The organism is Methylophaga sp. UBA3192, from assembly GCA_002363955.1.
Lineage (GTDB): Bacteria > Pseudomonadota > Gammaproteobacteria > Nitrosococcales > Methylophagaceae > Methylophaga.
In genome coordinates this window covers 214,023-226,176 of record DEXE01000003.1, presented here as the reverse complement: position 1 = coordinate 226,176, position 12,154 = coordinate 214,023, and the positions used below count along the sequence as shown (strand labels likewise).

The window sequence follows — 12,154 nt, the reverse complement described above, 5'->3', positions numbered from 1 at the left end:
ATGTCGACTACTGCCAAAATCCTGCTCACCACGCTTAATGCCCGCTATATGCACTCGGCATTTGGTTTGCGTTATTTATATGCCAATCTCGGTGAGCAGCAATCCGCCGCCGAACTGATCGAATTCACTATTCAGGAACAACCGCTAAGCATTGCTGAAAAATTGCTTAGCTATCAGCCTGAGGTTATCGGGTTCAGTGTGTATATCTGGAATGTTAGTGAAATTGAGGCGGTAGTTGGGCTGTTAAAATCGATTAAGCCTGAAATTCGTATTATTCTCGGTGGCCCGGAAGTCAGTCATTCACCTGATTTACCGAAGCTATGTGATCTGGCTGATTATGTGATTGCTGGTCCCGGGGAACAGGATTTTCGTGAGTTGTGCGGAAAATTACTGCAAGGTGAGCACCCACAGACCAAATATATTGATGGCCGCGCCACCCCATTAGAGCAACTGGTTCTGCCTTATCGTTTTTACAACGATGAAGATATTCGTAACCGGTTGATCTACGTTGAAGCTTCCCGTGGCTGTCCGTTTAAATGTGAGTTTTGTTTATCAGCTTTGGATAAAACCGCGACGGCATTTCCACTCGATGCATTTCTCACTGAAATAGATCAGCTGTGGCAGCGCGGAGTGCGAAACTTTAAATTTATCGACCGTACCTTTAATCTGAAAATCACCACCAGCATTGCCATTCTGGAGTTTTTCCTGGAACGCATGAGCGATGATTTATATCTGCATTTTGAAGTGGTGCCGGATAATCTGCCGGACAAGTTGAAATCGGTATTACAGAAATTTCCACCTAATAGTCTGCAGTTTGAAATCGGTATTCAGACCTTTGACAGTGAAATTCAGGAACGTATCAGTCGTAAGCAAAACAACGATAAAAGCAAAGACAATATTCGTTGGCTACGTGAACATAGCGGCGCGCATTTACACACTGATCTGATTTTCGGTTTGCCCGGCGATACGCTGGAAAATTTTGCAGACAGCTTTGATCAATTAATCGCCCTTAATCCACATGAAATTCAGGTCGGCATTCTCAAACGTCTGCGTGGCGCGCCATTGAACCGGCACAATAAACCCAGTGATTTACGCTTTAATCCACTGCCACCCTATAACCTGCTCAGCAGCCGTGAAATCGACTTTGCCACCATGCAACGGGTCAATCGCTTTGCCCGTTACTGGGATTTAATCGGTAACTCGGGACGGTTTATCAATACTTTGCCGTTGCTGCTTGATGAGCAACCGTTCTGGCATTTCATGACCTTGTCAGATCAGATTTATCAGCGTACTGGTCAAACCGCTAAAATTGCGTTGAAACGTCTGTTTGAACTGATTTATGTAGTGCTGACCGAAGATATGCATCACCCGGCAGAATTGGTCAAAGATCATCTGCGACTGGATTATGCCCGTGCTGGACTCAAAGGTCAGCCGGATTATGAAGCGCTGCCTACCTTAAATAAACCTGCCAAACTTGGTACAGCCAATAAACGCCAGCGGTTTCATGCTTGAGTTTTACAATCGGCCCTAGCTGGGAACCAAATTTAGATATTGGGTTTCGACCCTCAACCCAACCACCAAACTTTTTACAATGAAAGCAGTTTCAAGATCCTCCTAATCCCCCTGTTGTGCTGACGAGTAGCACAGTTTTGTCTGGATCACGGACAGCCACTGTTTGAGCAAAGCGAGTTTGGCTGGACGCCAGACAAAGCGAGCAACGCAGTGAAGCCGCAGGCCAGCACAAGGGGTGCTGTACGAGTTAAGAACATAGGTAACACATTGTTTTAATCATGAGCATCAACGATGGAGGTGCTCATGCCTTGGCAAGATGAGAAACCGATGGAAGAACGTATTTTGTTTATTGCAGATTATTTACGTGGTGCGGGCGGTAGTTTCAGTGAGCTATGCCGACGCTATCAAATCAGTCGAAAGACCGGTTACAAGTGGGTACAACGTTATCAGAAGCAAGGGCTTGATGGTGTCACCGAGCTGTCACGTCGCCCCCACCACCATCCTGAAGCTATACCTTTTTCGATAAAACAGGCCATTATTGATATTCGTACAGCTTCACGAATTAAACCAGGCCCGAAAAAATACAGGCGAGTCTTAAGTTGCGGTTCCCCACGCTGGAGCCTCCGTCATTAACGACAATTTATAATGTGCTCAACCGAGCAGGTCTGATTGATAAACGTCGCAAGCGCCAACGTGTAGCCCCTTATCGCGATCCATTTCAATCAGTGACAGCGCCTAATCAAGTGTGGAGTGTTGATTTTAAAGGTCAGTTTAAACTGGGCAACGGACAGTGGTGTTATCCCTTAACGGTTATGGACCACCATAGTCGTTTTTTACTGGCTTGCTGTGGTTTGGAAACGACGGCTACTGAGCCGACAAAGCACTGTTTTGAGAATGTCTTCAGAGAGTTTGGGCTGCCTCTGCGCATTCGCAGCGATAATGGTGTGCCATTTGCCAGTAAAGCGGCTGGCGGTTTGTCTGCGTTGAGTATTTGGTGGATAAAGCTTGGGATCCATCCTGAAAGGATCCAACCTGGCAAGCCGCAACAAAATGGTCAGCATGAGCGTATGCATCGAACGCTAAAACAGGCGGTAATGCAGCCTGTCAGTGAGTCAATGGCCGCACAGCAGCACCAATTTAGAGAGTTCAGCAACCTGTATAACCAACAACGGCCACATGAATCTTTGCAATAACAAACACCAGCCTCTCACTACTCGGCATCAGGAAGAGCCTATCCTGAGAAGTTAATGGAAATGCACTATCCGGACTATTATAGTGTGTTGAAAGTCACGCATACCGGTGTAGTCTATTGGGGCGGTGGACAAGTTTATGTGTCTCACTTATTACGCGACGAATACATCGGCATGGAGCAAGTCGCCGATGGCGTATGGGATTTATACTTCGGCCCCATCAGGCTTGGTGGTTTTGACCAACGTAAGGTTGGAGGTGGAAATACAAGTTATTGGACTATTCGGGTGTAACCCATGTAGTTGAATTAAACTGTTACCGATGTATGTGAATCGTACACATGCCTTTTCTTTTGGTTCGTTTTCTTTGGGCATGCAAAGAAAATGAACTCGACGTTAAGTCGAAAAAGTCAGCTTTAGGTTATTTATTCGTAAGCTCAACGCCATACAGCAAGCCTCGCAACTCACATTAAACATCATAAAATGAATTAAACTACCGCACTATGAACTCAGATCAATCATTTACTCCCAGCCCCTGCATTGGCAAATGCGGTCTTGATGCACAGGATGTCTGTCGTGGCTGTTTCCGGACAATGGATGAAATCCTGCGTTGGGAAAATATGAGTGAAGCAGATAAACAGTCCACCGTAGTGAACTGTAAAACAAGGCGGCAGATGCGCGCTCATGTTCATAGACGCGCTTAAAGAATTAACTTCGCCAGTGTTTTAAACTCAGCGTGGCTGGCATCGCCAAGCCATTCAAACAATACTGACTCCACGTTACTGACCACCACCCCAGCATGGCGCATCCGTTGTATTGCATTGTACTGATTGGCTTTTGAGCGTGAACAGACACCATCTTCCGCCACATACACACTATAGTTTTCTGATTTTAAGGCTAAAGCGGTTTGCAGAACACAGATGTGTGTTTCCATTCCCAGCAGGATGACCTGTTTGCGACGTGTTGCAGCAAGTTGATAGCGGAAATCCTCAGATTGCATGCAGGAAAAACAGGTTTTTTCTATGATGTTGGTGCCGATCGGCAAATTATCCTGTAATGCAGACTCTGTTGGCCCCAGACCTTTTGGATACTGCTCTGTGGCAATGACCGGAATATTAAGCACTTTCGCCGCGGTCAGTAAGATTTTTATCTGATTGATCAGACGTTCACGCACCCCATCGGGCATGGCCTGGGCCAATTTCTGTTGTACATCAATTACCACTAAAACACTGTTTTCAGAATTTGCCATCATGGCAATAACCCCTCCTTAAGCTCTGGGTTCCAACCACTGATTAATTTGCTCAATATCATTCAAACTGACTATCCCGGCGGCTTGTTTAAGTCTTAACGTATTAACGACGTATTCATAACGGGAACGTGAGTAATCACGTAACGCGCTGAATAGCTCACGACGGGCATTCAGAACGTCTACTGTAGTACGCGTGCCAACTTGAAATCCGGCTTCAGTAGACTCCAATGCTTTTTGATTTGAATATACAGCCTGTTGCAGGGCATTTACCCGACTGATGCCAGACATCACACTGTTATAAGCGGCACGTGTCTGTCGCATAATGGCGCGACGTTGCTCTTCTTCATTTTGCATCGCCTCATCCAGGCGAAAGCTGGCTTCGCGGGTTCTGGAACTCACTACGCCACCGGCATATATCGGGATATTGACCTGTAAACCTAATATTCTCTGATGGGTTTTATTGCTGCCGCTCAGGTTACTGTCACTTTGTGAGGTATAGCCTTTCTGGGCCACTAAATCCAGCGTCGGATAATGGCCACTGCGTTCAAACTCAATATTCTCACGGGCAAGATCGACATTGCTGCCAGCGGCGAGTAAAACCGGATTCATCACAATCGCCTGCTCACTCCACTCATCAATACTTTCCGGCTCAGGCTTTACCAGTGGAGTGTCATCTTTAAGCTCAGCTAACTCACCAGGATATTCACCGGCTGTTTCACGCAATGCTTCACGGCTGTTTGCCAACAAATTTTCTGCTTCAATGACAGCCGCATTGGCCAAATCATAAGCAGCTCTTGCCTCACTGACATCGGTAATGGTTGCCAGACCGACTTCAAATCGTTGATCGGCCTGTTCAAGTTGTTTTTCAATTGCTTCAAGTTCTGCCAAAGCAAAACTCAGATCATCTTCTGCCCCCAAAACAGCAAAATAACGTTCGGCTACCCGAACAATCAGTTCCTGTTCAGCGAATTGATAATTGGCTGCAGCGCCTTCAATGGCAATATCTGCCTGACGTGACTGTACAAAATTATTACGGCGGTAAATCGGTTGCACCAGACTCAAGGTATAACCATGATCGTTATACTCACTGGTACCACCAAACCGTTGAGAAGAACTGTCTGTCCATACCTTGCTGTTATTCGCCACCATATCTACTTGCGGTAAAAAGGCTGCATCAGCTTGATCAGCTAACTCCCCCGTGGCACGTTGCGCTGCAGCCTGGGCCATTAATATCGGATCGCTTTGTGCCGACAAATTATAAATATCGACAAGATCCTGAACCGCCAGGGCCGGTCGACAAAATAATGTCGCAAACAAACTAACTACAAACAGCGCTTTCATGCTCAATCCTTAATAAACCTTCATACTGGAGTCGATCTCCGCCGCCCAGGCATTCATACCACCATCCAGATTTATGACGTCAGAAAAACCTAACTGTTCAAGATATTGTCCGACTTGAGCGCTGCGTTGCCCAGAACGGCAAATCAACACTATCGGACTTTCTTTCGCCATTTCAAGTTCACCCACATGTGCCGGAATGCTGTTCATTGGCATATGTTGAGCGTTTTCCAGCATGCCATTGGCAAGCTCATGCGCTTCGCGTACATCAATCAAAATGGCCTCCTGCGCATTTTTCTGCAGAAATTCATCCAATTGTGTTGCTGACATTTGTTTCATAACAAGATCTCTACATTAAAAGGTAAATTCAGGTTTTGTTTCAGCGTGCACCATCGGCGCCACCACTGTTTCAAATAAATTTTCGGTTTGCCATTGCCACTCATCTGAACGGGTAATGCGCTGCACCTGCATAGCAGGAGCCTGGCCTGTTATAGCCACTAAATGGCCACCGACATTAAGTGCATGAAGGTAGTCTTCCGGAACCTCCAGGCAACTGGCCGTCAACACGATCACATCGATTCGATCAGCCAACTTCCAGCCATGGCTGGCATCACCGCAATGTAACACCACATTTTGCACACCAGCGGCTTCCAGTCGCGAACCAGCCAATCCAGACAGTTCGGCAAAATATTCAATACTAATGACGTTTGATGACAGTTTGGCGATCAATGCAGTAAAAAATCCACTGCCCGTGCCAACCTCCAGAACTGTATTAGCAGGCTTTAATTGCAAGGCCTGTAATATCCTTCCCTCTTCCAGAGGTGTCCACATAAACTGACCACAGCCGATGGGCAGACGAGTATCTGAATAGGCCAACGACTTATAATCATCAGAAACAAATTGAGCACGATCAATCTGCTGTAATGCTTCCAGAACATCAGGATTAGAAACTTCATTGGGCCGAACCTGCTGCCAGACCATATTGGAATGTGCTGGACTCATGGTATTTGACATGGTGATTTCCTAGACATCAGATACTACTTTTTAATCAGCTAGGATATGACCTTTCCAGAAGTGGTGCAACCGCATCCATAATGCTGATATCGGTCGAACAGGCGCTAGTTTTCAGGAATGTTTAAAACAGATTACCAATACAAACAGGTGGCTGCGAATTTGAGCTGGTAAACCGTTTAATTTTTGCTTCAACCGCGCTTGGTTGCTCTGTGAAACAATGGCTCATGTACCGATTCACGAGAAAAGCGCCAGCAGGCAATGACAACCGCCAGGGAAGAAAATACCAGAAGTACCCCAATATCCATCCAGATTGAAAAATCTGACTGGGCACCGGGAACAGCATGTTTTAATAAATCCACACCATAACTGAACGGATTAAACAGCACCACATAGCGCAGAATATCAGGTAACTGGCTGACCGGATAAAGCGCACCACTTAAGAAAAATACCGGGAAAATAAAGAAATTCATAATGACCGCAAAGTTATCCAGTGTTTTGGAAAATACTGCAATCAAACCACCCATCGACGCACAGGCTACAGCGGTTAATAATGCGGGTGGAATTAATAGCAAGGCAATCTGTATATCAATCAAACCAATCAGCAATAGAATAACTAACAATAATAAAGCCTGCACCATAGCAGTTATGGTCGCAGCAATCAGTTTGGATAACACAATCCAGTAATGCGCCACTGGTGCAATCATCATCATGCGCATCACACCGAATTCTTTGTCATAGACCAGTGTTAATGCGGACAATAAAGCTGCAAATAACAAGGTCATCGCTAACACACCTGGCACCAAAAACTGCAGATAGCCTTCCTGCTGTGCCCCGCTTAACATACTGCCAACACCCGACCCAATGACCAGTAACCAGATCATCGGGCGCACCATTGAACTGAATAAACGGGCTTTTTGACGGAATAACTTTGTCAGCTCACGCCCAACAACGGCTTTAACCGGTAACCAACTCATGCTGCCTGCTCCTGTTCCGGTGGACAGACTTTCCAAAGATACACATCATTGAGATTCGGCTTACGCCAGCGCATGGCGTTAATACTGTTGCCCAATGCCTGTTGCAGAGAATGCAGATCAGTATCGGCATTTTTAATCAAAAAGCTCAATTGTTCATCTTCTATAATCGGTTGCCCAAACTTAGGCGTAAGCTCTGAGACGACATGCTCAATATCAGCACATTCAATTTCCAACACATACTCTGCCAGTTGTCGCATCAAATCTGTCGGTTTTCCCCCTTTTTGCAACACACCGCGCTGGATAAAATCCACGTGATCACAGGCCACAGCTTCTTCAAGATAATGCGTTGTGAGGAAGACTGTCATACCATGATCACGACGCAACTGCTCGACAAAACGCCAGATAGATCGTCGATTGGGTAAATCCAGGCCAATGGTCGGTTCGTCAAGAAATAGTACCTGGGGTTGATGCAATACGCCGCGGGCAATATCCACTGCCCGGCGTTGGCCACCTGAAAGCGCCAGCAGTTTGGTATTACGCCGACTTCCAAGATTAAATACGGCTAATAATTCTTCGATACGTTCATTGGCTTGTTTTTTGGACATACCATAGAGTGCGGCAGCAAATTGCAGATTTTCGTCGACTGTCATCGTGCGATCCAAAGCCGAATCCTGAAACACCAGACCGACCGAACGGCGTATTCCCACTGGATCTGCCAATATGGATTGATTAACAATCCAGGCCTCACCCGCAGTAGGCGAAGTCATGGTGGTGAGCATATGAATAGTAGTGCTTTTGCCGGCGCCATTGGGGCCTAGCAGTCCGTAGCATTGGCCCGCTTTAACATGAAGATCCAGTCCATTTACCACAACGGCCTGACCATATCGCTTGGTCAGGCCGCTGGTCTTAATTGTTAGGGTCTGTTGATCTTTCATAGCCGCCTCTGTTGTGATTTAAAAAAACGCCACACAAGGCGTGAGCAATGTAGTTTGTGAGTTTCATCCATATATCTCTACCCTTTAGGGCTTAAGCTCAAAAAACGTTTAGCTCCATGAATGGAGTGATCGCACCGGTGCATCCTTGCACATCGTATGCAAAAGCAATGTCCGGAACATTGCTTGCTCTGACGCATTTGTAGTTATTCTAAATGAAAGACGAGTAAAGCTCCCGCGTACTGCCCCACGCCCCCTGACCTAACATCCATGCAGGCCACAAAGGCTGGGACACATTCCGACCACCTGCGTTGTAAATGATTTATGCAGAACCACTACATCACATTATCAACACCTTGTTGGAGGAAAAGCTCTTCCAGTAGTGGCGGCTATGAAACACCAATAGATATTTGCTCAGAACCCACTGATTTGTTTCGAGTTTTTCGGATTACGGAATACTAATGGTTTGGCAACTTCTGTTGGTTTTTCAGACTCCCTGCGACCCCGTTCAATCGCTTCATCGACCACATGACGATCAGGTGATTTGCTGCAAACCGGATCTGCCATGGCGGGATCGCCGGTCAGCATATACGCCTGACAACGACAGCCACCAAAGTCTTTTACTTTTTCATCGCAGCTGCGGCATGGCTCTTTCATCCAGTCAAAACCACGGAAGCGATTAAAGTCGTTTGAATCTTCCCAAATTTCCTTCACACTGGTATCGCGAACATTTGGCAAAGTCATGCCGGGTAATTCGCGGGCAGCATGACATGGTAAGGCCGTGCCATCCGGGGTAACGGTCAGGAACACATTGCCCCAGCCATTCATGCAGGCTTTTGGACGATCTTCATAATAGTCAGGAACGACATAGTAGATCTTCATATTGCCTTTTTGCTGTTCCTGGTACTCATGGGCAATACGTTCAGCTCTGACCAGCTGCTCTTTCAACGGCAATAGCTGATCGCGATTATGCATCGCCCAACCATAATATTGCGTCGTGGCCAGCTCGACATAATCGGCATCCAGATTAATCGCCAGATCGAGGATTTCGTCGATTTTGTCGATATTCTGCCGATGCGTCACAAAACACAGCACCATCGGATAACCAGCGGCTTTAACCGCTTTGGCCATTTCAATTTTGTGTTGAAAGGCATCTGTCCCTGCAATCAGGTTATTGAGATCCTCTGAGCTCGCTTGGAAACTGACTTGAATATGATCCAGACCGGCTTCTTTAAAGGCTTTTGCCTTACTGGCATCCAAACCGATACCTGAAGTAATCAGGTTGGTATAGAAACCTAAATCACGTGCAGCTCGGATTAGCTCGATAATATCTGGACGAACCAAAGGCTCGCCACCCGACAATCCCAGCTGTGTTGCGCCCATTGCCCGGGCTTGTTTAAATACATCAATCCATTCCTCGGTGGTCAATTCGCTTTTGATTTTGGCGAAATCCATCGGGTTGGAACAATACGGACATTGCAATGGACAAGCATAGGTCAGCTCTGCCAATAGCCATAAAGGCTGCCGGATAGCATCACGTACATTCATCCCCAGAGCACCACCGGTGCTGCCGGGCGCTTTATTCTGCTCTGATCCAGTCGTTGCCATGTGCTTCCTCCAAAAACTGATAGACGTCATCGTCTAAATCTGCGCCATCGAATGCGACTTTTAGTTCTGCAATCAATTCGCTAACGGTTTGTTTCTTTTCACTTATACGCTTCAAAATTTCGCCAGCAGCAGGATTTAGTTTGACCATGCCTTCGGGATACAACAAAACATAACAATCCTGCATGGGCTCCCATTGAAAGCGGTAACCTAATGCCAGTACCGGCACACTGTCTGCGTTAAATACGCGCTCTGTCATTTTTCAACATCCATACAATAAGGTGGGCGATCTTCAATATACGCCATCCACATTGCATCCAACATGGTCCACAAGATATCCAGCTTGAACTGCAACAGATCCAGTGCACGCTGTTGTTTCTCGCGTGTATCACAATAATCCAGTGTGATCTGCAGTCCATGTTCTACGTCACGCCGCGCTTCGCTTAAGCGTTTGCGGAAATAACGATAGCCACGCTCATCAATCCATGGATATAGTTCAGGCCAGTTATCCAGACGCGCCTGATGAATTTTCGGGGCAAACAACTCGGTTAATGAAGAGCCTGCGGCTTCCTGCCATGGTGCCCGACGGGCAAAATTGACATAGGCATCAATCGCAAAGCGCACACCGGGTAATACATGTTCATACGATGTCAGTTCCTGACGTGTCAGACCTACCGCTTCACCCAGTTGTAACCAGGCTTCGATACCACCTTCCTGACCTTCAAAACCATCGTGATCCAGAATCCGTTGCACCCAGTGTTTACGTACTTCGGCATCTTCACAGTTGGCCATAATCGCCGCATCCTTGATAGGGATTGCGGTCTGGTAATAAAAGCGGTTCGCCACCCAGCCCTGCACCTGTTTCTGATTCAGTTTTCCCGTATGCATCAATTTATGAAACGGATGATTGATGTGATAAAACTGCTCTTTATCACGCAGCTTTTGTTCGAATTCTTCTTTTGACCAAGGTGTGTTGTCAGCCATCGTTTGCCCTTTCCCGATTGTTATAGCTCAATATCCATACCGTCGTATGCCAACTCGATTCCTGCGTTGTTGAGCACCTGACGTTCTGCCGATTCTTCATTAAGGATCGGGTTGGTATTATTAATATGAATCAAAATCTTGCGCGGACGTTCCATCGAATTTAAAAAACTGATGGTGCCGCCCTCTTCCGACTGATTAATATGGCCCATTTCCTGAGCACGTTTATCACTGATGCCCTCTTTGGACATTTCATCATCAGTCCATACCGTGCCATCCACCAGAACTACATCGGCATTACGCATAAATTCGAGTACATGATCTTCGACCACGCCCAAACCCGGCGCATAAAACACATTCTTACCCGTACGGCTATCTTCAACACGAATACCGACATTGTCACCTGGCACCGTATTGTGGCGATGAGGTGAATACGGTGGTGCTTCGCTTTTTAATGGCACTGCGGTAAATATAAGGCCCGGTGCTGCCGGGATGGTAAATGACTGTAAATCAGTTTTGATTTCATGCCAGTTGATGCCACGGAAATGGCCGAGAATATTAAATACCGGAAAGCCCGTAGTCAGGTCGCTGTGTACGGCTTCAGTACAGTAGATATCCCATGGTTTATTATGTTCGCGCAGAGTCAGCAATCCCGTAACATGATCAATTTGTGCATCGGTGATCAGAATGGCTTTGATAGCGGTGTCACGAACTTCTCTGGCTGGTTGTAACGCCGGGAAATCATCCATTTGTTTCTTGATATCCGGTGATGCATTAAACAGAATCCAATCAATACCATCGGAACTTATCGCAATCGAGGACTGTGTACGTGGGCTCGCTTTTACTGTTCCTTCTCGCACGCCCTTACAGTTATTGCAGTTGCAATTCCATTGTGGAAAGCCTCCGCCGGCGCCTGAACCCATGACATGTATGTGCATATTTCTCTTTCCTGTCGACTCTTTAGCAAATCACACTGATTTATTATGAATTAATCATAGTAACGTAAAGCAGTCTGATTTGCTGGCCGGTTGAAGATGCCCGGAGCATTTGCTCCGGACACATATCCGAACGTTAAAATTAACGGTTGCAGATATACATGGTGACTTCAAAACCGAAACGCATGTCTGAATATTCTGGTTTAGTCCACATAATAATTTCCTCTCTATAGGTTATTTATAACGCCGTCTGAACTATTCAGACGGTATGTGAATATTACGGCGAAGTAAGATAAGTAGCGTCAGCAATTAACGCCTTGGTGTTCAGGATTTTCCTGAATGGGTATCAGGAAAAATAGCCTGATTTACTGTTATGAAATTATTTAAATTAAGCAAAAAAAAAACCCGACATCAATGATGCCGGGTT

General features: G+C 46.3%; 16 protein-coding genes. 5 read left to right on the top strand and 11 right to left on the bottom strand.

Annotated elements, in window-relative coordinates; translation table 11 throughout:
• The 5 genes from B2337_RS02620 (at position 1) to B2337_RS02600 (ending at position 3,403) form a co-directional block, all read left to right on the top strand.
• On the top strand, positions 1-1,512 hold the full coding sequence (locus B2337_RS02620; RefSeq protein WP_292413911.1) for a B12-binding domain-containing radical SAM protein: 1,512 nt from the start codon (positions 1-3) through the stop codon (positions 1,510-1,512).
• A 303-nt stretch (positions 1,513-1,815) separates the two neighbouring features.
• Positions 1,816-2,145: a helix-turn-helix domain-containing protein gene (locus tag B2337_RS02615; protein WP_292413910.1), complete on the top strand. Its 330-nt coding sequence runs from the start codon at positions 1,816-1,818 to the stop codon at positions 2,143-2,145.
• A 14-nt stretch (positions 2,146-2,159) separates the two neighbouring features.
• Positions 2,160-2,705, top strand: a complete 546-nt coding sequence (locus B2337_RS02610) for a DDE-type integrase/transposase/recombinase (protein ID WP_292413909.1) — start codon at positions 2,160-2,162, stop codon at positions 2,703-2,705.
• Between the two features lie 54 nt (positions 2,706-2,759).
• Positions 2,760-2,993 (top strand): hypothetical protein, encoded by a 234-nt coding sequence (locus B2337_RS02605; protein WP_292413908.1) that lies wholly within the window; start codon positions 2,760-2,762, stop codon positions 2,991-2,993.
• 209 nt (positions 2,994-3,202) lie between these two features.
• Positions 3,203-3,403, top strand: coding sequence for a DUF1289 domain-containing protein (locus tag B2337_RS02600; RefSeq protein ID WP_292362112.1), 201 nt, complete (start codon positions 3,203-3,205; stop codon positions 3,401-3,403).
• Here B2337_RS02600 and B2337_RS02595 read toward each other — a convergent pair.
• From B2337_RS02595 to pqqA, 11 genes are all read right to left on the bottom strand, one after another.
• Positions 3,400-3,951 (bottom strand): hydrolase, encoded by a 552-nt coding sequence (locus tag B2337_RS02595; protein ID WP_292362111.1) that lies wholly within the window; start codon positions 3,949-3,951, stop codon positions 3,400-3,402. The genes B2337_RS02600 and B2337_RS02595 overlap by 4 nt on opposite strands.
• Positions 3,952-3,966: 15 nt before the next feature.
• Positions 3,967-5,289, bottom strand: a complete 1,323-nt coding sequence (locus B2337_RS02590; protein ID WP_292362110.1) for a TolC family outer membrane protein — start codon at positions 5,287-5,289, stop codon at positions 3,967-3,969.
• 9 nt (positions 5,290-5,298) lie between these two features.
• A complete protein-coding gene (locus B2337_RS02585) occupies positions 5,299-5,625 on the bottom strand; it encodes a rhodanese-like domain-containing protein (protein WP_292362109.1) in 327 nt (108 codons plus the stop codon).
• Between the two features lie 15 nt (positions 5,626-5,640).
• Positions 5,641-6,300, bottom strand: coding sequence for a protein-L-isoaspartate O-methyltransferase family protein (locus tag B2337_RS02580; RefSeq protein ID WP_292413907.1), 660 nt, complete (start codon positions 6,298-6,300; stop codon positions 5,641-5,643).
• Positions 6,301-6,488: 188 nt separating this feature from the next.
• Entirely contained in the window at positions 6,489-7,274 is a 786-nt protein-coding gene (locus tag B2337_RS02575; protein WP_292362107.1) for an ABC transporter permease, read from the bottom strand.
• Positions 7,271-8,209, bottom strand: coding sequence for an ABC transporter ATP-binding protein (locus B2337_RS02570; protein ID WP_292413905.1), 939 nt, complete (start codon positions 8,207-8,209; stop codon positions 7,271-7,273). The genes B2337_RS02575 and B2337_RS02570 overlap by 4 nt, the downstream gene beginning before the upstream one ends.
• Positions 8,210-8,620: 411 nt before the next feature.
• Positions 8,621-9,814 (bottom strand): pyrroloquinoline quinone biosynthesis protein PqqE, encoded by a 1,194-nt coding sequence (pqqE, locus tag B2337_RS02565; protein ID WP_292362105.1) that lies wholly within the window; start codon positions 9,812-9,814, stop codon positions 8,621-8,623.
• Positions 9,786-10,070, bottom strand: coding sequence for a pyrroloquinoline quinone biosynthesis peptide chaperone PqqD (pqqD, locus tag B2337_RS02560; RefSeq protein WP_292362104.1), 285 nt, complete (start codon positions 10,068-10,070; stop codon positions 9,786-9,788). Before pqqD ends, pqqE begins: the two co-directional genes overlap by 29 nt.
• Positions 10,067-10,795 carry a pyrroloquinoline-quinone synthase PqqC gene (gene pqqC / locus B2337_RS02555; protein WP_292362103.1) on the bottom strand — a complete coding sequence of 243 codons (729 nt, stop codon included), beginning with the start codon at positions 10,793-10,795 and terminating at the stop codon, positions 10,067-10,069. Before pqqC ends, pqqD begins: the two co-directional genes overlap by 4 nt.
• 20 nt (positions 10,796-10,815) lie before the next feature.
• Positions 10,816-11,730 (bottom strand): pyrroloquinoline quinone biosynthesis protein PqqB, encoded by a 915-nt coding sequence (gene pqqB / locus B2337_RS02550; protein ID WP_292362102.1) that lies wholly within the window; start codon positions 11,728-11,730, stop codon positions 10,816-10,818.
• A 139-nt stretch (positions 11,731-11,869) separates the two neighbouring features.
• Positions 11,870-11,941, bottom strand: a complete 72-nt coding sequence (gene pqqA, locus B2337_RS02545; protein WP_081443609.1) for a pyrroloquinoline quinone precursor peptide PqqA — start codon at positions 11,939-11,941, stop codon at positions 11,870-11,872.
• Positions 11,942-12,154: the final 213 nt, after the last annotated feature.